Here is a 25,730-nt window from a genome sequence, read left to right as displayed (position 1 = left end):
GTGGTAAATATGCGTAACAATGTTTATGTTTCTATTGTTTTGCCAGTTTATAACGAGAGCGACAGAATTAATTCTGTGCTTATGTCGCTACTTAATCAAAGAACGCGTAATAACATGCTGACGCATGATAACTGGGAACTGATCGTGGTGGATAATAATTCCACCGATGATTCAGTCGCGCAAATAGAGGATTTTCATCGACTCAATCCGGCAATGGATATTCATATCATCAAGGAAACTACGCAGGGTGTCTCCTCCGCGCGAAAATGCGGAATGGACTACGCATCGCTGCGTGCAAAAGCCCGGGATAAGCGCCTTGGCGTCGACCGAAAGCACTATATCGTTTCGGCCGATGCGGACTGTACCGTGGACAGCTGGTGGCTGCACACGCTGATTGAAAAAATGGTCGAAGAAGCGGGGGATTTAGGCACCTGTAATTACTATTACAACGAAAACGACTTCCGGCATCGCCCGAATCTGTTTGCGGAGATCCAGAAAACGCTGCGCTGCCGCGATGTCTCATTTTCGCTGTTTGGTGGCTTCCCGGATGGCAAGGGTTTTGCCGTGGAACGCACGATGTACGATAAGGTTGGCGGCATTGAAATCTTTTACCAGCTCAGTAACGGCCGGTTTGTCGAGCATCTTTCCGATGACTGGGATTTCGGTATTCGCGTGATCGCCGCTGGCGGGAAACCTGTCTACGCGCGCGATTCTCACGTTGAAATCAACAGCCGCCGCGTAGACACCATTCTGCAGGAAGTGATAACCGGTGTCGCTTATGGGCACGATGGCATCATCATCATGAAAGATGTCCGCCCGGAAGGGGGACAGCAAACCACACTTCGCGACACGACACCGGCGCAATCATTGCAGGCCTGGCACTACTCCATCAAAGATTACGTGCCGAAAAACATTGTGCTGCCGGTGCTGCTCAACCCGAATCTGCTGTTGGACAGCGACGCTGTGCGAGACTTCTTCGGTCCGGTGGTGGCCGATCGTCTGTTCCGGCGCATTGAGGCCATTAAACACGAAACGCGGATTATCGATTTCACCCCCATCCACGCCTATAAAACGCCCGCTTACCGGCTCTATTTCGAGTTTCGCGACGAGATTTTCAGCGCCATGCGCCGCGCAATGGGCGAAGACATTGGTTTTCCACCGCCGCTGCCAGCCTGTTTTGACGAAGTTAAAGAGAGCGATTTCCAGCGTTTCGTCTGGTATTTCTGTGAGGATCGCGAATCCGGCATGGCGCATAACTACTTTGCCAACGGAGGCGTATTCTGATGGACAGTGCACTTCTGGATTCGTTAAACGATCTCGACCCTGACTACCCGGTGCCTCGCGTGTACGATTTCCTGGCGGCGCCAGAAAACCGCACTTTACTGGAGTATGTCTACCGGGATCCTTTTGGCTGCCACGTGTTTCCGGGCGACATCACGGCGTATTCGCAGGATGCCTTTTTCCGCGACATGGAACACGACATCAAGCAGGCGGCACAGATCCATCTCTGGGCATCGATTCCAACGTGCCGCTACCGCTGCCATTTCTGCCAGTTCCCGACCATTATCATTAACCCGCAGAGCGCGCCCTCGCGCGCCGTTTTTCAGCGGATCGTGGATCAGAACATTCAGGAGGCAACGTTGTGGCTGCAAAATGTGCCCGCGCTTGCCGACGCTGAAGTGGGCGAATTTAACGTTTTCGGCGGCACGCCGTCGTTGCTGCCGGAAGCGGAACTTCGGCGTCTGATTGCGTTTTACCGGCAACACTTCAATTTTTCTGCCGCCACGCTGCGCTTTGAAGGGGAACCGGCAACGCTGACAAAAGCCTATCTGCAGCTGCTCAAAACACTCGGTTTCAGCAAAATCAGTTTTGGCGTCCAGTCGTTCAATAACCAGCTTATCGAGGCCTGCGGGCGTAAACACAGCGCGGAAACCTGCGAACAGACGATTGCGAACGCGCGCGACGTTGGTTTCGACTGGATAAGTATGGATCTGATCTACGGCCTGCCCGGGCAACGCGTCGATGACGTGAAACTGGATATGGAGAAGTGCCGCGAACTGGCGCTTTCCCATGTCGTCTGCACAAAGCTGCATCTGGCGGAATTTATGAAGCAGCGCACTGGTGTATCGGGGCAGCGCCAGAGCTTATGGCAGAAAAAAGGGGCGACCCGCGTTTTTCCGGGGCTGGGCAAGCAGTATCAGATGCGTGAGCTAATCGAACACTACTTCGCCGACGATTACATTGAGCATCCCACCATGTATTTCCATCGGCGCACACAGCCAGCGGAGAAGTGGAAAGGACTGATCACTGATCTTGATAAACAGTATCCGGAAGTGGCGATTGGCCTTGGCGGCAGTTCGAAATGCACGCAGTCGGAGGCTATCAACATCACCGATTACAAATGTTACTCCCAGGCGCTGGAAGAAGGGCGCTTACCCGTTGAGTCGCAGCGGGGTTTTTCACCGCTCCAGCGCGAAGTGAATGCCTTCAAAATGGCGCTCTCCACCCTGCGTCCGGTCAGCGATCGCGAATTCCGCCAGCGCTTCGATGGTCGCAGTTTTTTCAATAACCCGGTTATTCAGCGCGCGTTAACGAGGTTAACGCAAAAAGCACTCATCACCGTGACTGGCGACAACGTCACGCTCACGCCAAATGGCGTCACGCTGGTGGAAGCGATCATTAATACCCAGTTCAACATGGAGGTCGGGCATGAAACAGACTGAGGCATCAACACCGGTTTTTAGCCTTTATTACATCGCCATTGACACCGAAGCCGGGGTCACTAATGAGCAATTTGAGCAGTTTGTTCGCGAGAAAGGGTGCCAGATCCCCTGTTACCCCGGCTGGCGCTGGACGCTACTGCGCGGTCTGCGGGGAGAGCGAGCAGGGCAATTTCTGATGCTGTATGAGATCGAAAACGCCGGCATACGCGATCGTTACCAGCGCGCGGACGGCAATCTCACCGCGCTGGCGCGCAAGTTCTGGCGCGATCGCCCGCATGCGCAGCAATTACTGCGCGAATGGCAGCAACTGGGAACATTCAGTGCGCTACCGACGATCTACACCGATTATCGGTTGCTGGCGGAGAACAAAAAAAGCACCGTGCAGGATGGCCCTCGCTATCGCGAACGGCCGGGAGAGGAACCTGAAGCCCGGGTCATAGGCATTCATAACCTGGCGCTGCGCCCGGATGTCAAGGCCGTGACCTTCGAGACTTTTATCGCTGAAAATTACCAACGCATTGAAGATTACCCGGACTGGAAATTCCGCTTGCTGAAAGGTGAGCGCGGCAACCGGCTGGATCAATATGTGGTGATGATGGAGATAGCGAGCCTTGCGGCACTCGATGTTTTCTATCCTGAACCGGATATCGCCACCGATCAGGCAGCGATTTTCGTCAGCGCGCATCGGGACACCAAACAGATGTATGAGGAGTGGAAACAGCTCGCGTCTTTCTCAGGTTCACCGCAAATCTACACCGATTATCTGGCCGTGGCTGAAAGCCAGTGCTGCGGGGATGACAAAGGAGTGTAGCCCATGACAAATCCCCACCCGGCACCCAATACGCGGGCCCAGCATGCGACGCGGGCGATCTTTTTTATCGCCGGGCTGGCCGTTTCCGCGTGGGCACCGCTGATCCCGCTGGTGAAAGCCGCGCTGCACGTTGATGAGGGCGCACTGGGTTTGCTGCTGTTTTGTATTGCCGCAGGGTCAATGCTGGTGATGCCGTTCAGCGGCAGCGTAATCAGCCGGTTTGGCTGGCGGGCCGTGATCCTCTGCTGCGCCCTGGTGTTGTGTCTCGATCTGCCCTTTATGTTGTTTATTGATTCCCCCGTCGTGATGGGCGGGGTTCTGCTCATTTTCGGTGCGGCAAATGGCCTGCTCGATGTGTCGATGAACAGCCAGGCGGTGGTGGTTGAGCGTGAATCCGGGCAACCAAGAATGGCCGGGTTTCATAGCTTTTATAGCCTGGGTTGCATCACGGGGGCGGGAAGCGTCAGCCTGTTGTTGTCGGCAAGCGTTGCGCCGCGACACGCCATTTTACTGATTGCGCTGCTGATTCTGGCTATCGCGCTGGCCGCATCCAGCCATTTATTAGCCAGACGCCCGCCGCAAACCGGCGCGAAAGGAAGCCTGCTGCGAACGCTGGCGCATCCGCAGGTGCTTTTCATCGCCATCGTCTGTTTTTTTATCTTTCTGATCGAAGGCGCAATGCTGGACTGGTCCGCCGTTTTTCTGCACAGCGAACGGCAGATGCCCGCGCAGCAGGCGGGTCTGGGTTTTACGCTCTATTCCATTGCCGTCGCGCTGGGGCGGGTCTACGGCGATCGCTTTATCAACTCATATGGCAACGTGCGCGTGCTGATCTTCGGCGGGGTATGTGCCGCAGCGGGGCTGCTGGTGATGGTTTCACTGCATAGCGCCATGCTGTCTCTTAGCGGGTTTGTGCTGGCTGGCGCGGGGCTGGCGAACATTGTGCCGGTGCTCTTCTCTGGCGCGGGGAATCAGCCCGGCGTGCCGTCGCACTTCGCGCTTCCCGCCGTCACCTTATTCGGCTATGCGGGGCTGTTGAGCGGTCCGGCGCTGATTGGTGTCATGGCGCAACACTACAGCCTGAGCGCGGTTTTCAGCCCCGGCATTGTGCTTCTGCTGCTGGTTAGCCTGCTGGCGCGCAAAATCATCCATTAATTCACGGTCGTGTCCGTGGTACGAAGAAAGGAGTCTTTATGAATAGCCCATCTCATGCCGTTTTTAGCGTGCATTACATTGGCCTTAACCTGAAAAAAGGGGTAACAGCGAGCGATTTTGAGCAATTCGCCCGCGAGCGCGGTGTGCGGCTCCCGGCCTACCCGGGCTGGCGCTGGACGTTGCTCAAAGGTTTGCGCGGCGAGCGAGAAAACGAATATCTGATGCTGTACGAAGCGCCGGATGCGCAGCAGTACGCCCGCTATGTGACAACCAGTGGCGAACAGACCGCCGAAGCACAGCGTTTCTGGCAGCAACACCCGCAGGCACAGGCGCTGATTGCGGAATGGAAAACCTTCGCGACGTTCGCCGAACTGCCGACCATTTTCACAACCTATTCACTGGTAGCGGAAAATACACATAGCTCATTGCCGGAAGGGCCGAATTACCAGGCCAACGCCGGGCAGGAAACGGTGTCGCGCGTTGTCGGCTTCCACAACCTCGCGTTGCGCGCGGGCGTATTACCGCAGACCTTCGAAAAATTCATTACGGACAATATTCACCGCGTTGAGGATTACCCCGGCTGGAAATTCCACATGCTGAAAGGTGAGGGCGGTAATCGTCTCGATCAGTATGCGGTGATGCTGGAAATCGAAAGTCTGGCGTCGCTGAACGCCTTTCATCCAGGACTGGATGTCTCCACGGAAAAATCACTGGCCTTTGTCGCCGCACATCAGGACACGGAACGGATGTATGACGAGTGGCGCACGCTCGCGTCGTTTTCCGGTGCGCCGCAGCTCTATACGGACTATCTGGCGATAGCCGGAAACGCCGGTTAACCTCACTTACTCCTGTCGGGCGGTGGTGGTCAGCAGATGGCTGAGATCACCGCCCAGACGGGTGTTTTGCAGCGGGCGCAGGTGCGCTATACGCTGGCGCAGCGCATCATCACACGAATAAAGCTGGCACCAGCCTTCAAGCCAGGCCAGATTAGTCGGGTGTTGTAAAAACGACACATCCTGCGTAACGCCCGTTTTTTGCGCAAACGGCTGCGCATCGGTGAACCCATCAATCACCTGGTCACCCAGACGCCGCAGCGCGTCGTGATTTTCTGCCTTTGGATCCACACCGTTCGCACGGGCAAACAGCGCAATCATCACCAGCGGCTGGATAGCGTAATTGTGATAAGAGAACGCCCGCTGACGACGGCGCAGCTCGTTGGGTAAAAAACCGTCTTGATCAATTTGCTGCATCGCCGTGCGGTAAATATCCAGCGCGTCGGTAAAGAGATCGCGCCGCTGTGTGACGACCGCCGTAGCCATAATCGCCCAGGCCGCCCAGTAGCTGTGGTTATTGACTTTACTGCGCGGTAAATCATGCCATTCGCTAACGGTTAAATCGCCAAGTGTACTGAGCCAGCGCTCAATATTTTCCTGCTCGGCCGGATACGCGCGCAGCGGATGCTGAGGTGAATCTTGCAGCTGCAGCCAGGCCGAAGAGAAGGTGGCCAGCGCCCATTTACGCATTGATCTGCCGGTATGGTTCTTCGCATCGCCGGTTAATGCGCCCGCGCTGGCCCAGCCCGCCAGTGCGTTAACCACACAGGTGACATTCGACGGGTTTCCACTTTGCGCCCAGGCGGTAACCTGGCGGCTGACAAAGCGTTCCATATCGGTGATCGGTTTGGTTTGCTGGCGAAAAGTGGCGTCGGCTTCAGGGTTGAGTGTGGCGCGCGCGCTGTCGGAGCCTGCATATTTACTTTGAAAATCCAGCACGCCAGTAAACGGGGCCGGTGCTGCGGGGCAGTTCACCGCTTTTGCTGCGCGGTGTTCCGGCGGTTGCATAAACCCGGCGGGAGGAGAAAGGCGTTCGGCGCCATGGGCGGCTGCCGAAAGGATGAAGATCAGTGCTGCTCTGAGAAACACCATGCTATGTCCTGTTTTCCGCGACCGGGGAGCAGCACTATAGCATGGTGTGCCGGGCTATCAGCTACCGCCGAAAACATGCACCGCGCGATGCAGACGGGCGGCGCGTTCAGAGAGATCTTCCGCCGCGCTGGTAACATGCTCAACCATGCCGGTGTTGTTGTGCGTCATGGTGCCAATACGCGAAACGGACTGGTTAATCAGCTCAAGCGCCTGCGTCTGTTCGTGAGTAGCGATACCGATCTCTTTGATCATCGCCGACATATTGATCACGCTGTCGATCATCGCCGTCAGGTGCGTTTCGGTGTTCTCGACCATCTCAACACCGCTTTTCACGTTAGCCACGTTATGCTCGATAAGGGTCTGAATTTCACGCGCGGCCGATGCGGAGTGTTGCGCAAGATTACGCACTTCCGCGGCAACCACGGCAAACCCGCGCCCGGATTCACCGGCTCGCGCCGCTTCCACCGCCGCATTCAGCGCCAGAATATTGGTCTGGAAAGCGATACTGTCAATAACGCCAATGATGTCGACGATTTTATTATTGTCCGCCGAAACAGACTGCATCATGGCAATGGTCTTTTTCATGACATCGCCGCTTTCCATCGCGCTGGCGCTGGTCTCATCCGCACGCGTCATCGCTTCTGTTGCGGTTTCCGCCGTTTGCCTCACCGCGCTGGCGATCTCTTCAACTGCCGCCGCTGTCTGGTGCAGATCGCCGGAGGTCTCTTCCGTACGTTGACGCAGAGAGTCGCCCTCGCTGGAGATACGCCCGCTAATGACGCGAATGCCCTTAATTTGCGCGGAAACATCGCCAACCAGCGAATTAAGGTTCAACCCGGACTGATTTACCAGCCGCATCAGCAAACCGATTTCATCCACGCGGTTAAAATGACGAAAGTCGGCTTTTCGCCCGGAGACCACTTTTTGCATTTGTGACAATACTATTTTCAGTGGGCGAGATATTTGGTTCTGCAAAAAAGCGGAAAGTAATCCTAATGCAATAACCGTTACACCGGCTTTTTCAGCAGCATTAAAGGGCAGGAATTGCAATACCACTAAGAGGGCAGCAGTAATAATGGCCCCGATATTAATCCGTTTTGAAACACTAATCCGCTGAAAAATGGACAGGAAAGAAAATAACCCACGACGAACCACTAAACCTTTATAAAAACGGAAACCACGAAGTTTGTTTTCATTCACGCGATCATAAAGCGCGGCGCTGGCGTCAATTTCCGCGCGTTGTGGAATATTCCGCACCGAGATATAACCCGTCAATTCTCCTTGCTGATAAACAGGCGTTACGTTAGCGCGCACCCAGTAATGATCGCCGTTCTGTCGGCGGTTTTTCACCATTCCGGTCCAGCTATCACCTTGCTGGATGGTAAACCACATATCAGCAAAAGCGGCAGGTGGCATATCCGGGTGGCGAATAATATTGTGCGCTTCGCCCATCAACTGATCTTCACTAAATCCGCTGGCCTCAATAAATGCCGTATTAGCATAAGTAATATGGCTGTGCGTATTTGTGGTCGACAACAACGTCGCGCCATCGTTAAGCAAATACTCTTTCTGTGTAACAGGAGTGTTACGCTTCATGAAAAACCCCGTAATGTACCGCGTTCAATAAATTGCTGACGCGGTAATCGGCTTTTTTATATTTTACCGGCCAGTGAGTTTTTGTTATTACCTGTGCATTTTCCACAAAGTTATCGGCAACGGAAAGTAGCTGCGTTAAATATTTTTTTAGTCATACTTACGACTCAATTGATAAATATTGTTATGATTTTGCGAAAGAAAAATGACGACAAAAAAACAAACCAGCAATAAGTACATTCTTAAGTCAAATTAATAGCCGGTGATGCAACAAAGGCGAATAAATAGACGATCAAAAATAGAAACATTAACATCGCAGGCTAACATTTTTTACTTTTAGATAAAGTCGCAGGTATAAGAAAAGGACAATACCATTATTTAATTTATGGTTTTTATTGATGCGGCAGAATATTCATTGCGGTGGTAATGCGGCGGAAACCCGCCGCATGATGACTAATGGCTGAGGATCTGATCGAGGAACTGGCGGGTACGCGGATGCGCAGGCTGGGTGAAAAACGTTTCCGGCGGCGCGGATTCCACAATGCGCCCGTCGGCCATCAAAATCACATTATCCGCTACGGTACGGGCAAAGCCCATTTCATGCGTGACCACAATCATCGTCATGCCGCTGTCCGCCAGATCCAGCATCACATCCAGCACCTCTTTGATCATTTCCGGGTCCAGCGCCGAGGTGGGCTCGTCAAACAGCATGATCTCCGGTTGCATACAGAGTGCGCGGGCAATCGCCACGCGCTGCTGCTGACCGCCGGAGAGTTGCAACGGGAATTTATGCGCCTGGTTGGCGATCTGCACTTTTTCCAGATAGTGCATCGCCAGCTCCGTTGCCTGCGGGCGGCTCATCTTGCGCACCAGCGTGGGGCCGATAATCAGGTTATCCAGCACGCTTAAATGCGGGAACAGATTAAACTGCTGAAACAACATCCCGATACTCAAACGAATGCGGCTAATGTTGCGCACATTGTCATTCATTTCGATACCGTTCACCAGAATCTGGCCTTTCTGGTGCTCTTCCAGCCGGTTAATGCAGCGAATAAGCGTCGATTTGCCGGAGCCGGATGGCCCGCAAATCACCACGCGTTCACCTTTTTTTACGCTTAGCGAGACATCATCCAGCACCTGGAATTTCCCGTACCATTTGCTGACGGAGGTCATTTGAATGATCGCATCGTGCGGGGGCGTTGTAGTTTGCATCAGGAAACTCCTTCAGGGTTGCGGCGTTCGTCGATACGTCCTTCGACCCACACCGCGTAACGGGAAAGCGAAAAGCCAAACAGTAAATAGAGACCGGCGATAAAGACATAGGTTTCAATGTAGTAACGACGCCAGACCGGGTCCTGCATCACGGCGGTGGTGGCGGTCAGCACATCGAACAGGCCGATAATGATCACGAAGGATGAGTTCTTCATCGCCGCAATAATATGGTTGGTGACCGCCGGCAGGCAGATGCGCAGCGCCTGCGGCAGCACAATTTTGGTGGTGGTGTGCCAGTAGCCCAGATTCAGCACCGCTGCCGCTTCATACTGGCCTCGCGGCACAGCCTGCAAACCGCCACGGATCACTTCAGCCTGGTAGCAGGCAAAGAACAGGGCGATACCAATAATGACCCGCAGCAGCTTATTCACTTCCATCCCGGCCGGTAAAAACAGCGGAAAGACATTCACGGCGACAAATAAAATCGTGATCAACGGGACGCCGCGTAACCCTTCAATAAACACCACCGACAAACCGCGCAAAAAGGGCAGCGGGGAGCGGCGGCCCAGCGCCAGCACTACTGATACCGGCATGCCAATAATCACCGTCCCGGAAAAAAGCAGCAGCGTCAGCGGCAGACCGCCCCAGTCCGCAGAAGAGACAGCCGGCAGGCCGAACACGCCGCCGCTCATCAGTACCGACATCACGGCGAGTGAAATGATCCACAGCGGCCACAGCAGACGCGAGTGCCAGCACATCGGCGACAATGAAAGCCCGACGGTGACAAACCACACCAGCACCGCCAGGGCGGCCCGCCACTGCTCATCATAGGGATAGAGCCCGAACAGGATCGGGCGATATTTCTCACCGATCACCGCCCAGCAAGCACCTGCCGCCGCCCGGCACTGCTCAGCCGTCCCGTTAAAGCCGACCGCATCCAGTACGCCCCAGCGCAGCAGTGTTGATCCCACCAGCGCCAGCACAGTTAACAACAGCAGCGTCAACACGCTTTGCGCAATACTGCTGAACAAGTGACGGCGCAGCCAGAAAACCACAGAGTTTTGCATAACGGTTCCTTAGCGCTCTTTAATGGCGACGTAGCGGTTAAAGAGGTTCATCAACAGCGACGTGGTGCCGCTAATGACCAGATAGACCACCATCATAATGGCGATAGCTTCCAGCGCCTGGCCGGTCTGGCTCATCATGGTGTTGCTGATATTCGCCAGTTCCGGGTAACCAATCACCACGGCTATCGAACTGTTTTTCGCCAGGCTCACATACTTGCTCGCCAGCGGCGGCACCATCACCCGCATCGCCTGCGGAATAACGACGTGACGCATGACATGCCACGATGAAAACGACAGCGCGCGCGCCGCTTCAAGCTGCCCTTTTGGCACGGACTGGATCCCCGCGCGAACAATTTCGGCGATATAGGCAGACGAGTAGAGTGAGATCCCCAGCAGCAAGGCGGTAAATTCCGGGCTGATGGTAAACCCGCCGCGAAAGTTAAACCCGCGCAGTTCCGGGGTGTTCAGCGCATGCGGCGCACCGGATAACCCCCACACCAGCAGCGGCAGGGCGATAATCAACGCGAGGTGAATGCGTGCTGTTGGCAGCACTTTGCTGCGCCGCTCGCGCCAGTAACGCGCAAGCAGCGAAACCAGCAGGCTTAACACGCAGCCAGCCAGCAGCGCCAGCAATGTCCACTGCCAGCCACTGTGCGCCGCCGGTACGCTGAAGGTTAAGCCCCGGTTGGTAAGAAAACCGCCCGGCAGTTCTATCGCCTGACGCGGCGCGGGCAGGTTGCGGATCACCATCGACCAGAAGATCACATGCAGGATCACCGGGACATTACGCAGCAGCTCCACGTAAGTGACGCACACTTTCATCAATAACCAGTTTCTGGACACCCGGCCAATGCCGACCAAAAAACCGAGCAGTGTCGCCAGCACAATGCCGCAAAGTGTCACATAGAGGGTATTGAGAAACCCAACCACCAGCGCGCGGGTGTAGGTGTCGTTCGCGGTGTAGGGAATTAATGTTTCCCCAATGGCGAACTGCGCAGGCTGGTGCAGAAAACCGAAACCAGTCGAAATGCGTTGCGCATGCAGGTTTTCTACGACGTTGCTGTAGAGCCAGTAGCTAAAACCCACCAGTAGCGCCGCCAGCAGCAACTGGTAGCAGGCGCTGCGCACGGACTTACTGCCAAAAAAGGTGAAAAGGCGAAACGCGGTGGCTTCACGCGTCGCTTCCGACGCCAGAACACCGGAGTTGTCAGACTGTTTCATCATTAAAATTACGACTATGGCAGGAGTGGAGAAGGGCCGCCCCGCAAGACGGAGGCGGCCCGGCGATTAACGGATCGGCAGACCGTAAAGCAGGCCACCTTTGTTCCACTGATTATTCAAATCACGATCCAGCGGTTCAGCGCTTTTCGGGCCAAAGTGGCGGTTGTAAATATCGCCATAGTTGCCCACCTGTTTAACAATGTTGTACACCCACTTGTCATCCAGCCCCAGTTTCTGACCGAAGCCGCCGGTAACACCCAGCAGACCCTGGACATCCGGATCGGTGGACTTCAGTTTTTCATCGACATTGCTCTGGTTAACATCCATCTCTTCGGCATCGAAGGTGGCGTAAACCACCCATTTCACAATGTCATACCACTGGTTGTCGCCTTTGCGCACCGCCATCGCCAGTGGCTCTTTGGAGTACATACCCGGCAGGATCACATGATCCTGCGGTTTGTCGGTATCAAATGCCAGGATGCCAGGCAGCGCCACTTTGTCGCGGGCGATAACATCACAGCGACCCGCGAGGTAGGCAGCGACATACTCTTTGTTGTTTTCAATAACCACGGGCGTGTAGTGAATGTTGCGCGAGCCAAAAATCTGCGCGACGTTACGTTCGGTGCTGCTTGGCGTGACACAAACGGTTGCGCCGTCGAGATCTTCAAGTTTTTTCACGCCGCTGTTGGCGCGCACCATAAAGCCGGTGCCGGTGTAGAAGTTAGGCGGCGCAAAACTGATGCCGAGGGACACGTCGTTGGTGAGTGTCGCGGTGGTATTGCGTGACAGCACATCCACTTCGCCGGACTGCAGCGCCATAAAGCGTTGTGCGGTAGAGAGGGGTGTGAAGCGCACTTTCGACGCGTCGCCCAGCACCGCAGTTGCCAGCGCACGGCAGAAATCCACATCAAGACCTTCCCACTGGCCTTTGCTGTTTATCGCGGCAAAACCGTGACGGGCAGGATGAACGCCGCACACCAGTTCGCCACGCGCTTTGATTTTTTTCACGGTATCGCCATTAACCGCAGGCGCATTTTCCGCCTGGGCAGGCGCCAGGAAGCTGCCGAGCGCCAGCAGCAAGGCTGAGGCCGCAAGGTGAGATTTTTTGAGCATGACCGATCCTTTTTAAAAGTTGCTATCCGATTAATTAACTGTATTTATTACCGATTTCACTAACAGTTCCGTTTGTATACATATGTTCCTCATCCATGACCTCTTTAGCAAAGAACGAATTCAGTAAAGCATATCCAGAAACCGACGAAGCAATTATTGCAGCCATCCCCGCACACCCTGCCACAGCAACTGCGCGCTGAGCAGGATCATGGTAATGCGAAACAGTATACGGAACAGCCGCTCCGGTACATTATCCAGCACCCGCGTTCCCAGCCAGGTGCCCAGCGCGCCGCTGATAATCATGGCCGCCAGCACCGGTAACCAGCTGGCCCAGGCAAAGCCCATCAGCCCGAAGGCGAGGATCTTTAACCCGTGTTGCAACACCATACAGGTTGCATGCGTGGCAATCAGCGGCTGACGTTTTAGCCCCTGCGAACTGATAAGCCCGGCGACCATCGGCCCGGTTGCGCCAACAATCATCGTCCCAAGACTACTCACGGCGCCACCAATAATAAACAACGGTCGGCTCAGCGGCTTCTGTTCCCCGCGTTTACGCAGCACCGACCAGAGAATAAACAACCCCAGCGCGATGCGGGCGATACTGTCCGGGATCACCGCCGCAACCGGTGCGCCAACGGCGATGCCAACGGCGCTGCCCAGTAAAAACCACAGCACCAGCGGCCAAACAACATGGACACGCTGTATCAGCGTCCGGCTAAAGTTGGAACCAAGCTGCACCATGCCGTGTACCGGCATCAGGCTGCTCACCGGCATCCCCAGCCCCATGATCGCCAGCAGCGCCGTGCCGCCGCCGAGGCCCATGGCGGCCGTCAGCGCCGAGGTCAAAAAACTGCAAAAAACCATCACCCCGGCAAATAACGGGGAGATCTCCGGCGGAATCAACGTCAGTGTCATACTCACATCCGTTTAACGAAAATCATCCTGCAGCAGGCGATGATACAGCGCCTGAGCCTCTGCCGCTGGCAGCACGCGGCGGGCGCAATCGAGAAATTTCTGTTCGATCAAATTGTCCGGCAGCGGGATTGCCGGGCTGGAACCCCGCGCCCCGGCGACCCGCAGGGTAAACTGCCGCCCGTCGACGGTGGTCAGCGTGACGAAGGCGCTGTGTGTAATCTCTTCGTCATGACGCTCCAGCGTCACTTTCCGCATTAACGTCTGTGTCGCCGGGTCCTGAAAACGCGCGTCGTCGATAAAATCATCCAGCGTCAGGGTGCCGGTGACAAACGCACGCGCCACGCAATAATGCAGGCTGAATTTACCCGCCAGCGGATTTTCCGGCTGCGGAATGTTGATATGCGGGAAGCGGATCGGGTGAACTTTCACCTCGATATGTTCAATCTCATGCGGCTGCAACCCGGTTTCCTCACGCAGCGCCAGCACACCATCCAGCGGCGACAAAATAGCGTAACAGCATGGGAAGTATTTGTAATTGTTACTCTTCACGGTATCGAGAATAAACGGCGTCGCATCCCAGTTTTCGGTTAACGGTAGCGGGTCGACATTCGCCTGACCGTTATAGACATGGAAATAACCCTGATGATGCTCAAACGCGGTGGGGCCTGCGCTGAAATCCGCTTTTGCCAGTTTGCAGGCCATCACTGCGCTACGCGCCGCCTGGCCGACCGCCAGTGCTTTGGTTTCTGTGCCGAAATTCGATTTAATACCGCTGGCGAGTGAAGCGGTCATCGCCAGCGCCGTTGCGGTTTGTTCTTCATTAAGATTGAGTGCCACCGCGCAGGCCGCCACACCGGCGAACACGCCGACCGTGGTGGTCGGATGCCAGCCATGGCGATACTGAAACGGGCTTACTGCTTTACCCATGCGCACGGCGGTTTCATAGCCGGTAATGTAAGCGCGCAGCACCGCGTCACCATTGATGTCCAGCTCATCCGCCAGCGCCAGCAGCGCGGGCAACACGGCGACAGAAATATGGCCGTGCAGCCAGGAGTTGGAATCATCAAAATCAAGCAGGTGCGAAGAGACGCCATTTAACAGGGCGGCATCCAGCGCGTTCAGCTTCAGGTCGGTGCCGAATACGCGGCTGTTGCCGGTCGCGGCAGAAGGGACAATCACCGCACGCAGTTTGTGCGCACCATCCTGCACACCGCCGGCCAGCGTCACGCCTAACGTATCAATTATCGCGGTACGCGCCTGGGCGTATGCGGCCTGCGGGAAAGCCTGCCGGGAGAACGCCAGTAAATTACCGGCAAGTTGTCGGGCAATGGTCATGAACAGATTTCCTGTACAAAAAAAGAATTAGTGGTCGCCGGCAAGTAATCCGGTGATGCGCGCCAGTGAACCCGGGCGCTCAAAGTGCAGGGCGGCGTCATATAATTGTGCGCTTCGCGCCGCGCCGAGGACGGGAACGGTGAGGGCGTCAAATTTCGCGCGCAACTCGTCATCGCTCAGAGGATTTTGCGCGTGGCCGCGATAGACATCCGTATGCGCATGCAACACGCTGCCATCATCCAGCCAGACATCAATAAAGGCGGAACTGGCAGACTGCCCGTCAACCGCTTCCACATCCAGCAGCGGCAGCAGCGCGCGTGGGCGCGGATCGTCAACCGTCGCCTGCGTGAAATCGGTATCTGTCAGAGCGTAGCCGCTTAATGCAAGGGCGATACAGTGAGGAATGCTGAATTTACTCTCCAGCGGCGTACGCGGATGCATAATTCCGGCGTTAACCATGCCCATCGGATGCACTTTTGCCGAAATTCGGGTGATAGTGCGCCCCTGCAATTGTGGATAAAGTTTACGTGCGGTTTCAATGGAAGCGTGCGTACCGCGGCAACTGGCATACAGCTTGTAGCCGTTGGTGAGCAGTTCCCAGCTCTCGCCGAAATCAAGGGGGGGAATTTCCGCGCTGCCGTCCTGGATAAAGATTTTTACCCAGCCGTCAGCTTCATAAAAATGGTGGGCACCGACAAAATTTTCCGCTGCCAGCTCGGCCGCCAGAATTCCGTCCAGTGCCGCTTTCCCGGCGTGGAACGGTTTGCCGTGGGTGCCGGAAGATTTCTGCAAACCGCCCATCATGGTTGCCGCCGCGCCTAACGCGTTGCGAACTTGTTCTTCGGAAAGCTGCAAAATCGCCGCCGCAACGGCCGCCGCGCCGGCGCGACCGACAACAGAAGTAGGGTGAAAACCACGGCGTTGCAGGTTACGTCCAACGCCCGGCACCCAGCCGCCGCCCAGTTTCGCCATCACTTCGAAACCGGTGATGAAGGCCCGCAGGATCTGTTCCTCATCAACCGGATGCGCCTGCGCCATTGCCAGCGCCGTTGACCAGCACGGGCCGCCGGGGTGGCCTGCGCCTGCGGGATGGGTATCGTCGTAATCTGCCGCGTGCGCCATAGTGGCGTTAACTAATGCGGCAAGTGCAGGGGTGGTGGTCGTAGAAAGGAAAATTTGCGCCTCACCGCCGGCGTTCCATTTTTTCGCCACCTGACGAACCGCGTTAACGGCATCGTCATTAACGGCACCGAGCGCCACGCCGAGAAAATCAATTAATGCGCGTTTGGCCTCGTGCCGCACGGCAGGCGGCACAACGAGTTGATTAGCATGGCTGATGAAATGGCTTAGCTGTTCTCCACGGGTTAATGCAGTTTCTGCTTTCGTTGTCATGGTAAAACACAGTTTCCCTGGTGTTGACTTGCAAATACGGTGTTGGCTTACAAAATAAAAAGCAAATATTCGTTTTGTGTATAGTTGAATTCATTTGTATACAATGAATTTAAAATAAACATAGCAGCGATTTCGTAAACGTCAAAAGATGTTTTTTAAATATGCAAAGAATAAAAAATGCAAAAGCGTCCCCGTTACTGTGGCAAGATGAGCGACGGCAGGGTGCAGACTTTGCAAAGCCATCATCAGTACATACGAAAGGAGCTAAAACGTGAAATCGACGGGTCGCGATGCGGGCTTAACGCCTTTTGAAATTCTTATTTCCGCCATTGAAGCGGGAGAGTTGCAGCCGGGAGAGCGTTTACAGGAGACGCGGCTGGCAGAGCAGTTTGGCCTTAGCCGAACGCCGATACGTGAAGCGCTTCACCGCCTGGAAACGCTCGGGCTTGCCGAACCGGGGCCGCAACGCGGGCTGATCATCGCCCATATCAGTTACGAGCGTCTGCGTCAGTTGTTCGATGTGCGCGAGGGGCTTGAGCGACTGGCGATGGCACTGGCAGTGAATGCCGCCTCTGACGCCGAGATCGCCCTGCTACAGGAGATGGTTCACGCCGAAGCCTCACTTACCGACAGTAAAGCACTTCACGACCACAACCGCATGTTCCACCGCCAAATCTATCGCGCCACACATAATCCCTATCTCAATGAAATGCTGGATAATTTACGCATCCATTTGTCGTTATTGCGCAGCACCACCTATGAACTGAAAGAGCGTACCGAAGAGTCCAAACGCGAACACCAGGCTATTGTTGACGCGCTGGCGCGACGTGACAGTGCCGCAGCGCAGGAGATCGCCTGTGAGCATATTCGCCATGGCTATCGCGCACGTCTGACAATTTTAAGCCAACGAGAACGCTAACAGATTGCCCTTTATTTGACGGACGGAAATTCTCAACCGCTGATAGACTCCGGAATGGCGTAATTTTATTCGGGCTTTCTGTGGGCATTCTGAGGGTAGCATTTCGTGTTAGCGACTTTGATTTACCGTAGCCGACTGAATCGAACATTAGATCCCTCACAACTGGCAGGCCTTGTCGAGCGAGCAAGCCTGCGCAACGCGCAATTGCATGTAACGGGAATTTTACTGTTCGACGGCGATCATTTTTTACAGGTCCTTGAGGGACCGCAGGCATCGGTTAACGCGGTGTATGAGCGGATCGGCAAAGATCCCCGTCACGGTAATGTGGTCGAGTTGCTGCGTGATTTCGCGCCGCGCCGCCGCTTTGTTGACAGAGGAATGGTGTTGTTCGACTTGCGGGTGATGAAACCCCACGTCGTGCTACGCGCGATCCTCCGCTTTGGTACGCTGAAATATAAGCTGGCCAGCAATGATCGGGTCTACAAATTTATCCGTACTTTTATCGCCTCGCCCAGCACCAACGGCGGGGTGCGTAACACCTCGCCCGAACAGTGGCGTTTCGCCATAAAAACATCGCCTTTCGCCAGCGATGCCCCGTTATTTCACGAGCAGCCATGCCAGTTTGCCTTCCAGCCCATTATCGAACCGTTACGCGGCAATATTTCATCACTGGAAGCCCTGATCCGTGGGCCGAACGGTGGCAGCCCGCAGGAGTATTTCTCAACGATTGCGCCAAACAAGCTGCACGAAGCGGATCTGGCATCGAAAGGCTGGGCGCTGGCAATGGCGCGCCGCCTCGGCATTGGTAACCACAAAGTAGCCATTAATTTGCTGCCAATGTCGCTGGTCAAAATCCCCGGCGCGGTGGACATTCTGCTTAATCACATCACCCGTAACCAGCTTAACCCGGGGCAGATCATTGTCGAAGTGACAGAAGATGAAGTGATTTCCGGTTACGAAGAGTTTACCTGGGCCATCCGCCAGCTGCGTGCCGCCGGCATTGGTCTGGCGATTGACGATTTTGGCTCCGGTTTTGCCGGGTTGTCTCTGCTGGCGAAATTCCAGCCCGACAAGCTCAAAATCGACCGCACCATCGTCACCGATATTCATCTGCATGGCCCGAAACAGGCGATTGTGAAAGCGATTATCGATTGCTGCGCTGAACTGCAAATTACCGTCGTCGCCGAAGGGGTGGAGAAGGTGGAAGAGTGGTGCTGGCTGGAAGCCGTTGGTATTCAGCGTTTCCAGGGGTTCTTGTTTGCCCGCCCGGTGCTTAATGGCGTCTCGGCAATTAACTGGCCACAGCGGATCCTTCACAAAATCTAATCGTTTCCGGCAAATTCCCCTGATAAGGAGGAGCCACACGGTATTCTCCTTTTTCATATCTGCGCCATGCGCATTACGCGGGAAATAGCGCAAACTCCTGCGTTATTTGGCTTATAAATCATCGTTCTTCTATGCTTAACTGAATAACAGTGGATGTGGTTGCGGGGGAATGATGAAATTCAAAAGACGTATTGCGCGCGCGCTGGCGCTCCATTCCTCCCTCGGGCGCAGTATCACTTTTTTTATGGTTGGTCTGTTACTGGCTGGCAGCGCGACCAGCGCATGGACGTTATCGCGGGCATGGGAACGTGTCGTCGAAGACAGCGAACGGGATGCGATTAACCTTTCCGTTTCGCAGGCGCGCCAGGCGGAAGATACCTTTTTGCAAACGGAACTGGTGTTGCGGGACATTCGCCGCAACCTGCCAACAGACAGCCTCGAAGGCCTTGATGTCCACCAGTTCGGCATCTATCTCGCCGAGCTGGCAGAGCGGTTACCGCAGTTGCATGGGCTGATGGTTTACGACACCCAGGGCAATATGAAAGCCACCTCGTTTGGCAAAATTCCGGTGATGTCGAATAACAGCGATCGCGAATATTTTAATTACCACCGTCGTAACGGCCACGGCAGTATTCACATCGGGCATGTTATTCGCAGCCGTTCTACCGGCGATCTGGTGATCCCGGTGTCGCTGCGCATCAGCGACAGTTCCGGCGGTTTTGCCGGTGTGCTGCTGGCGACGGTAAAAATCGACTATTTCCGCCATTTCTACGGCTATTTCGAGCTGCAAAGCCGCGACATGCTGGCGCTGGTAAACACCGACGGCACTGCCGTCTATGTGCGCCCCTATGGCGATGAAATTATCAACCGCAATCTCTCTGCCAGCCCGTTATTTACCCGCGAACTGGCGAAAAAAGACCGGGGGAACGGCACCTGGGTTTCCGCGCTGGATCACATTGAGCGTATTTATGGGTTTGCCCGGCTGGAGCGCTATCCGCTGGTGGTGGCTGCGGGGTATGACAAACCCGCGTTGTGGAAAAGCTGGCTTAAAGATAGCCTGCCGGATCTGGTGCTTAACGGCTTGCTGCTGCTGGGTACGTTGCTGATGGGGGCGATTATCTTCCGCCAGGTCAGGCTTAATGTGCGCAACCAGACGGAACTTGCCGTTCTGCGGGATGAATTAACCAGTATCAATCACACCCTGCAACTGATGGCGCTGGCCGACGGATTGACCGGGCTTGCCAACCGTCGCCAGTTCGATCTGTTTCTGGCAAAAAGCCTGAAAGCCTCTGCGGTGACGCAAAAACCCGTCTCGCTTATCATGCTCGATATCGACTTTTTCAAGCGTTATAACGATTTTTACGGTCACGTTGCCGGTGATAACTGCCTGCGAATGGTCGGCGAAATTCTGGCGAAACTGAAAGTACGCAGTCACGATTTGATTGCCCGTTACGGCGGGGAAGAGTTTGCCATTATCCTGCCCGATACCGGCCAGGAAGGCGCGCTGTTTGTCGCACGCCAGGCGGTCGCGATGGTGCGCAACGCCAAAATTCCGCACACCAAAACCAGTGGACAAAATAATGTTGTCACCATCAGCGCCGGGTGTTACAGCCTGATCGCCGATGCGAATTTTGATGATGCCATCCGGCTGAAAGAGGGCGCGGATAAAGCGCTTTACCAGGCCAAAGTAGAAGGGCGCGATCGCGCGGTTGCCGCAACAGAAGCGTTGTTACGGCAAGCGGATTGAATGTCAGAACAAGGATTTCGTTAGATAGTGGCGCTGCATGCCGGTGTGCGGATAATCCGGCAGCGACATGTGCACTGCATAACCGAGTTTTTGATAGAACGGCAGCGCCTGGAAACTGAAGGTATCCACCAGCGCATGACGGCAACCCAGCATCCCTGCTTCCTGCTCTGCACGCTGCATCAGCTCTTTGCCCAGCCCGCTACCACGCCGATCCTCATGCACCCATAAATAGTGGATATTCAGCCATCCCCCTTCCTGGCGGGCAATCAAACCGCCCTGCATGACACCCTGCTCGTCACGAAAATAGACGCCCAGATGCGCCCATTCGCTCAGATTAACAAACTGCTGGTTGTAGCGGCGCAAACCGGTAAAGAGTTCCTGCTGATCCTGTTCGGTCACCTCGTGTTTCACTATCAGCGCCATTTTTCTCTTCTCCTCGTTGTATTTATCAGAATGATAACAGGTCGGTCAGCGGCGAGCGTCGTCTACCCTTAAAGACTGTTACCAATTCGCAAGGAGAAAGTACAGTGAGCATGAAAACCAGTGATTTCTTTGTTCAGCGTCTGAAAGAATGGGGCGTGACTCGCATTTACGGTTATCCAGGCGATGGCATCAACGGTGTGCTGGGCGCCATCCAGCGCGCGAATAAAGCGGGCGACGGGATTGAATTTATCCAGGTTCGCCATGAAGAGATGGCCGCTTTTATGGCGGTCGGCCATGCGAAGTTCACCGGTGAACTGGGGGTCTGCTTATCGACAGGCGGCCCTGGCGCCACGCACCTGCTCACCGGCTTGTATGACGCAAAAATGGATCACGCGCCGGTACTGGCGATCGCCGGGCAAGCGGAAACCACCGCGCGCGGTGCCAGCTATCAGCAGGAGATGAACCTGGATCGCGTTTTCGCCGATGTCGCCAACTTCGTACAGGAAGCGGCTTCGCCCGCGCAAGTCCGGCATCTGGTCGATCGCGGCGTTCGTGTGGCCATGGCGCAAAACGGTGTCGGCGTGGTGATCATCCCCAAAGATGTGCAGGATGAAACCTGGCAACCGCCCCAGCACGCGCACGGATTTACCCATTCGGGATCGGGGTATCAGCGCCCGCGCGTCATCCCGCACGACGCCGATCTGCAACGAGCAGCAGCAGTGCTCAACGCCGGGAAAAAGGTGGCGATATTGATTGGCGCGGGGGCCCGCAATGCGGCGGTGGAAGTTGTACAAACGGCAAATTTACTCGGCGCAGGCGTGGCGAAAGCCCTGCTCGGCAAAGATGTGCTGCCTGATGATGCGCCATTCGTCACCGGCTCCATTGGCCTGCTGGGCACGGAACCGTCGTGGAAGCTGATGCAGGAGTGCGACACGTTATTGATGATCGGGAGCGGTTTTCCGTGGACGGAATTCCTGCCGCCGGAGGGTAAAGCGCGCGCGGTACAAATCGATATCGACCCGGCGATGCTTGGCCTGCGCTACCCCTGCGACGTCAATTTACACGGTGACGCGGCCGAAACCCTGCGCGCACTGCTGCCGTTGCTGACGCATAAAAGCGACCGTAGCTGGCAGGAGGAGATTGCCCGCCAGGTGCGTGACTGGTGGCAACTGATGGAGCAGCGCGCGATGGCACCCGCCAAACCGGTCAATCCACAGCGCGTGGTGTGGGAGATGTCTCCGCTGCTGCCGGACAACGCGATTGTCACCTCTGATTCCGGTTCCTGCGCGAACTGGTTCGCGCGCGACTATCGCGTAAAACAGGGGCAGCGCGCCTCGCTTTCCGGCGGGCTGGCCTGTATGGGCGCGGCGGTGCCGTACGCCATTGCCGCGAAATTTGCCGCGCCGGAAAAACCGGTGGTGGCGCTGGTGGGCGACGGCGCGATGCAGATGAACAACATGGCCGAACTGATCACCATTCAGAAATACTGGCAACAGTGGCAGGATCCCCGCTTAATCATCTGCGTGTTCAATAACCAGGATTTAAATCAGGTCACCTGGGAGCAGCGGGTGATGGAGGGCGATCCGCGCTTTGACGCGACGCAGCAACTGCCGGACGTGAGGTATGCTGAGTTTGCCAAATCGCTGGGGTTACAGGGCATTTTTGTTGATACGCCAGAAGCGCTCTCTGGTGCATGGCAGCAAGCCCTGCAGGCCGATCGTCCGGTCGTGCTGGAGGTGAAAACCGACCCGGAAGTCGCGCCGCTGCCGCCGCATATTACCTTTAAACAGGCGAAAGCGTTTATGGCGTCAATGGTGAAGGGGGATCGCGGCGCGGTTCAGGTGCTGAGCGATACCGCCAGCCAGTTGTTCCATAAGAAGTGATAAAAAAGCCCGGTGCGCATGGCGTACCGGGCTTTTGCAAAGCAGGGCGGATTACAGTTTGTTCAGGAACGCCAGCAGATCGTCATTTAACTGATCCTGATGGGTAACCGCAAAGCCATGCGGGCCGTTTTCGTACACTTTCAGCTCCGCGCCTTTAATCAGTTCAGCCGATAATTTACCGGTCGCTTCAAATGGCACGACCTGGTCGTTACTGCCGTGAATCACCAGCGTCGGGACATCTACTTTCGCCACATCCGGGCGGAAATCTGTTTCCGCAAACGCGGTAACGCAATCAAGCGTACCTTTCAGCGACGCCAGCAGGGCGATATTCAGCGTTTGCGTCAGCACGCCGTCAGAGACTTTCTGCCCGGCGTTCAGGCCATAAAACGGCGTGGCGAAATCGCTGATAAACTGCGCGCGATCTTTCAGCAGACCCGCTTTAATGCCGTCGAACACGCTTTTATCAACACCCTGCGGATGATCGTCGGTTTTGCCAAAAATCGGCGTCACCGCGCCGAGCAGTACCAGACCGGCGACGCGCGCGCTGCCGTAGCGGCCGATATAACGGGTGACGTCGCCGCCGCCCATCGAGAAGCCAACCAGCGTCACATCATGCAGATCCAGCGCGGTGATGAGATCGTTAATATCGGACGCAAAGGTATCGTAGTTGTAGCCATTCCACGGTTGATCGGAGCGACCAAAACCGCGGCGGTCAAACGCAATCACACGGTAGCCGCGCTCAGCAAGAAAATTCAGTTGGCTGTCCCACATATCGCCATCTAACGGCCAGCCATGGCTGAAGAGAACCGGCTTACCCGCGCCCCAGTCTTTGTAATAGATCTGCGTACCGTCCTGTGTCTTGATTGTGCTCATCAGTCTTACCTCATTGTTGTGTTGTGGTTTTTAACTGCATAACGCTTATCGTTGCGCGGGCGCGACCAGATGCCGGACAACCGGCGGTTCATCACCCTGATGAAAGGCCAGCACGCGCTCCCGAATCAGTTTGTCATTAACCGTGTGACGTTCATGCTGGCGCAAATGCTCGATCCACGATCCCATCACCCAGGTTTCAACAAACACGCCCGGATGATGTGCGTCTTCATACACCGCCCAGCCCATCGCGCCTGTACGCCTGCGCACGCGGCGCATTTCCTGCATCGCACAGACAAAATCATGCGCATCTTGCGGTGAAACCCGATATTCGCAGCTGACCATTACCGGCCCGCGCTCATGGGGAATAGCGGTTTCGGTAGCGAAACCCGCCGGGTCAATCATGTCGAGATCCAGCGCGGCGTCTTTTTCCAGCCGCCAACGTAAAACTGTAGCAGTTCCCAGCACCATCCCCAGCGTGGCGGCACAAAGTGCCCACGTCACGCCAAATTCCGACGCCAGCTTGCCCCAGATGGCGCTACCGACCGTCATTGAGCCGAAGAACACCGTCAGGTAGACCGCCAGCGCTCGCGCTTTCACCCAGCGGGCCGCACTGCGCTGCGCGCCGACGTTAAGCGTCGAAAGCACGGCAATCCACGCGAAGCCGGTAAAAAACTCAAACGCGTTAAGCAGCCAGACATGGCGAATAAACGCCAGCGCCACCATGGTGACGGCAAACAGCAAGCTGGCGGCGACCATCATCTGGTCGGCATTCAGCCGCTTACGCAATTTAGGCAGCAGCATCGCGCCACAAATCGCGCCGAAGCCGATACAGGCCAGCATGATGCCGTAACCGCCGGGGCCGAGGCCCAGCTCGCGTCGCGCCACCAGCGGCAACATCGCCCAGCCGGCGCTGCCAAACAGGAAAAACGCCACCGTACGCGCCAGCACGTTGCGCAGCACCGGCGCGGCGTGAACATAGCGCAGACCACCGCGAATGGCGGTAAAGAAATGCTCCGGCGGCAGACGCTGAATGGTCACCTGTGGCTGCCAGCGATAGAGCACAAACGCCACGCCCAGCACCGACAGGGCGTTCAGCAAGAACACCATCCACGGCCCGGCGAAAGAGAGCAGCAGCCCGCCCAGCGCCGGACCAATCGCGCGACTGATATTGATGCCCAGCGAATTGAGGGCAATTGCCGGACTCAGTTCGCGCTTTTCAACCAGATCCGGCACCACCGCCTGGAAAGCAGGGGAGCTAAGTGCCGCGCCGGTGCTGAGTAAAAACGTCGCCGCCAGCAGCACTTCCGGCGTGACATTCCCGGTAAACGATAACAGCGCCAGACCGGCTGCCGCGCAGAACGTCCAGGCTTGCGAAAAGAGCAGGATTTTGCGCCGTTCAACGATATCCGCCAGTACCCCCGCAGGCAGTACAAACAGGAACATCGGCAGGCTGCTGGCCGCCTGTACCAGCGCGACCGCCAGCGGATCGGCGCTCAGCGAGAGCATAGTCCAGTTCACGCCGATGTCGCTCATCCATGAGCCGACATTGGACACCACCGTCGCTATCCATAGCATGCGGAAAACGCGCTGGCGCAGCGGCTGCCAGGCAGAAGCGGCTGGAGCAGCATCAATATCAGGTGACACTGTCACCGCTGCGTGCAGTTCGTTTTGTTGCGTCATGCCAGGGCTCCTTTCGCCGCCGCGCGCAGCCGCCAGCTTCCCGGCCCGGTTAACAGCAAGGTGGTAAAGATAATCAGCAACAGCCAGCCGAATTGCCCCTCGGCCAGCGACCAGTCCGCATGCACCACCAGCATCGCGACCAGCAGCACCACGATAATCGGGAGACAGGCCAGCCGTGTGGCGACCCCGGCGATGATCAGCAGCGGGCAAACCACTTCGGCGAAAATCGCCGGTAGCAGACTCATCCACGGCCCGAGGCCGAACGGATCTTCGATATGCGCCAGTTCGTTACTGAAATGCAGCACCTTCGGCAGGCCATGCACATACAGCAACAGCAGGCTGCCGGTCAGGCGCAGGAAGAACAGCCCCGCATCAACGCGGGGCGCAACAGTTGAGAAAGTGGATGTTTTCATGATG

At 56.0% G+C, this 25,730-nt stretch carries 22 protein-coding genes; 9 read left to right on the top strand and 13 right to left on the bottom strand.

Annotated features, from left to right (window positions below; all coding sequences use genetic code 11):
- Positions 1–9 precede the first annotated feature (9 nt).
- Genes IP581_RS11260 through IP581_RS11240 form a run of 5 tightly spaced genes read left to right on the top strand, consistent with a single transcriptional unit; the run spans position 10 to position 5,525 of the window.
- Complete coding sequence (locus tag IP581_RS11260; protein WP_193822582.1) at positions 10–1,284, top strand: glycosyltransferase family 2 protein; 1,275 nt, start codon at positions 10–12, stop codon at positions 1,282–1,284.
- Positions 1,284–2,723: a radical SAM protein gene (locus tag IP581_RS11255; RefSeq protein ID WP_193822581.1), complete on the top strand. Its 1,440-nt coding sequence runs from the start codon at positions 1,284–1,286 to the stop codon at positions 2,721–2,723. The genes IP581_RS11260 and IP581_RS11255 overlap by 1 nt, the downstream gene beginning before the upstream one ends.
- Positions 2,710–3,534: a hypothetical protein gene (locus tag IP581_RS11250; RefSeq protein ID WP_193822580.1), complete on the top strand. Its 825-nt coding sequence runs from the start codon at positions 2,710–2,712 to the stop codon at positions 3,532–3,534. Before IP581_RS11255 ends, IP581_RS11250 begins: the two co-directional genes overlap by 14 nt.
- Positions 3,535–3,537: 3 nt before the next feature.
- On the top strand, positions 3,538–4,689 hold the full coding sequence (locus tag IP581_RS11245) for an MFS transporter (protein WP_193822579.1): 1,152 nt from the start codon (positions 3,538–3,540) through the stop codon (positions 4,687–4,689).
- A 38-nt stretch (positions 4,690–4,727) separates the two neighbouring features.
- Positions 4,728–5,525, top strand: coding sequence for a hypothetical protein (locus IP581_RS11240; protein WP_193822578.1), 798 nt, complete (start codon positions 4,728–4,730; stop codon positions 5,523–5,525).
- 6 nt (positions 5,526–5,531) lie between these two features.
- Here the strand turns inward: IP581_RS11240 and IP581_RS11235 are convergent, their stop codons facing one another.
- The 9 genes from IP581_RS11235 to IP581_RS11195 form a co-directional block, all read right to left on the bottom strand.
- On the bottom strand, positions 5,532–6,614 hold the full coding sequence (locus IP581_RS11235) for a mannuronate-specific alginate lyase (RefSeq protein ID WP_193822577.1): 1,083 nt from the start codon (positions 6,612–6,614) through the stop codon (positions 5,532–5,534).
- A 57-nt stretch (positions 6,615–6,671) separates the two neighbouring features.
- Positions 6,672–8,210: a methyl-accepting chemotaxis protein gene (locus tag IP581_RS11230; RefSeq protein WP_193822576.1), complete on the bottom strand. Its 1,539-nt coding sequence runs from the start codon at positions 8,208–8,210 to the stop codon at positions 6,672–6,674.
- Between the two features lie 450 nt (positions 8,211–8,660).
- Entirely contained in the window at positions 8,661–9,419 is a 759-nt protein-coding gene (locus tag IP581_RS11225; RefSeq protein ID WP_016496065.1) for an amino acid ABC transporter ATP-binding protein, read from the bottom strand.
- On the bottom strand, positions 9,419–10,486 hold the full coding sequence (locus tag IP581_RS11220; protein ID WP_193822575.1) for an amino acid ABC transporter permease: 1,068 nt from the start codon (positions 10,484–10,486) through the stop codon (positions 9,419–9,421). Before IP581_RS11220 ends, IP581_RS11225 begins: the two co-directional genes overlap by 1 nt.
- A 9-nt stretch (positions 10,487–10,495) precedes the next feature.
- Complete coding sequence (locus tag IP581_RS11215; protein ID WP_193822574.1) at positions 10,496–11,710, bottom strand: amino acid ABC transporter permease; 1,215 nt, start codon at positions 11,708–11,710, stop codon at positions 10,496–10,498.
- Positions 11,711–11,773: 63 nt separating this feature from the next.
- The gene (locus IP581_RS11210) at positions 11,774–12,820 is read right to left on the bottom strand and encodes an amino acid ABC transporter substrate-binding protein (protein ID WP_017456806.1); all 1,047 of its coding nucleotides are present in this window, start codon (positions 12,818–12,820) and stop codon (positions 11,774–11,776) included.
- Positions 12,821–12,973: 153 nt separating this feature from the next.
- Positions 12,974–13,735, bottom strand: coding sequence for a sulfite exporter TauE/SafE family protein (locus tag IP581_RS11205; RefSeq protein ID WP_017456805.1), 762 nt, complete (start codon positions 13,733–13,735; stop codon positions 12,974–12,976).
- A gap of 12 nt (positions 13,736–13,747) precedes the next feature.
- Positions 13,748–15,070, bottom strand: coding sequence for an MmgE/PrpD family protein (locus IP581_RS11200; RefSeq protein WP_086869020.1), 1,323 nt, complete (start codon positions 15,068–15,070; stop codon positions 13,748–13,750).
- A 27-nt stretch (positions 15,071–15,097) separates the two neighbouring features.
- Positions 15,098–16,462, bottom strand: coding sequence for an MmgE/PrpD family protein (locus IP581_RS11195; protein ID WP_193822573.1), 1,365 nt, complete (start codon positions 16,460–16,462; stop codon positions 15,098–15,100).
- A 271-nt stretch (positions 16,463–16,733) separates the two neighbouring features.
- Between IP581_RS11195 and IP581_RS11190 the strand changes: the two genes are divergently transcribed.
- From IP581_RS11190 to IP581_RS11180, 3 genes are all read left to right on the top strand, one after another.
- Positions 16,734–17,381: a GntR family transcriptional regulator gene (locus tag IP581_RS11190; protein WP_017456802.1), complete on the top strand. Its 648-nt coding sequence runs from the start codon at positions 16,734–16,736 to the stop codon at positions 17,379–17,381.
- 105 nt (positions 17,382–17,486) lie between these two features.
- Entirely contained in the window at positions 17,487–18,707 is a 1,221-nt protein-coding gene (locus tag IP581_RS11185) for a diguanylate phosphodiesterase (protein ID WP_097400975.1), read from the top strand.
- A 172-nt stretch (positions 18,708–18,879) separates the two neighbouring features.
- Positions 18,880–20,454 (top strand): sensor domain-containing diguanylate cyclase, encoded by a 1,575-nt coding sequence (locus tag IP581_RS11180; RefSeq protein WP_193822572.1) that lies wholly within the window; start codon positions 18,880–18,882, stop codon positions 20,452–20,454.
- Between the two features lie 3 nt (positions 20,455–20,457).
- On the opposite strand, the gene IP581_RS11175 is transcribed toward IP581_RS11180, so the two are convergent.
- Positions 20,458–20,877, bottom strand: coding sequence for a GNAT family N-acetyltransferase (locus IP581_RS11175; protein ID WP_193822571.1), 420 nt, complete (start codon positions 20,875–20,877; stop codon positions 20,458–20,460).
- A gap of 104 nt (positions 20,878–20,981) precedes the next feature.
- Between IP581_RS11175 and IP581_RS11170 the strand changes: the two genes are divergently transcribed.
- The gene (locus IP581_RS11170; protein ID WP_176519691.1) at positions 20,982–22,760 is read left to right on the top strand and encodes a thiamine pyrophosphate-requiring protein; all 1,779 of its coding nucleotides are present in this window, start codon (positions 20,982–20,984) and stop codon (positions 22,758–22,760) included.
- Positions 22,761–22,811: 51 nt separating this feature from the next.
- Here IP581_RS11170 and IP581_RS11165 read toward each other — a convergent pair whose 3' ends face one another.
- The 3 genes from IP581_RS11165 to IP581_RS11155 are packed head-to-tail and all read right to left on the bottom strand — an operon-like array spanning position 22,812 to position 25,726.
- Positions 22,812–23,633: an alpha/beta fold hydrolase gene (locus IP581_RS11165; RefSeq protein ID WP_086869031.1), complete on the bottom strand. Its 822-nt coding sequence runs from the start codon at positions 23,631–23,633 to the stop codon at positions 22,812–22,814.
- A 45-nt stretch (positions 23,634–23,678) separates the two neighbouring features.
- Positions 23,679–25,313, bottom strand: a complete 1,635-nt coding sequence (locus tag IP581_RS11160) for an MFS transporter (RefSeq protein ID WP_193822570.1) — start codon at positions 25,311–25,313, stop codon at positions 23,679–23,681.
- Complete coding sequence (locus IP581_RS11155) at positions 25,310–25,726, bottom strand: DoxX family protein (RefSeq protein ID WP_097400970.1); 417 nt, start codon at positions 25,724–25,726, stop codon at positions 25,310–25,312. The genes IP581_RS11160 and IP581_RS11155 overlap by 4 nt, the downstream gene beginning before the upstream one ends.
- Between the last annotated feature and the right edge of the window lie 4 nt (positions 25,727–25,730).

It is taken from the genome of Kosakonia pseudosacchari (genome assembly GCF_015167415.1).
In the GTDB taxonomy this organism is placed as follows: domain Bacteria; phylum Pseudomonadota; class Gammaproteobacteria; order Enterobacterales; family Enterobacteriaceae; genus Kosakonia; species Kosakonia pseudosacchari.
This window is presented reverse-complemented; position numbering and strand designations above follow the sequence as displayed.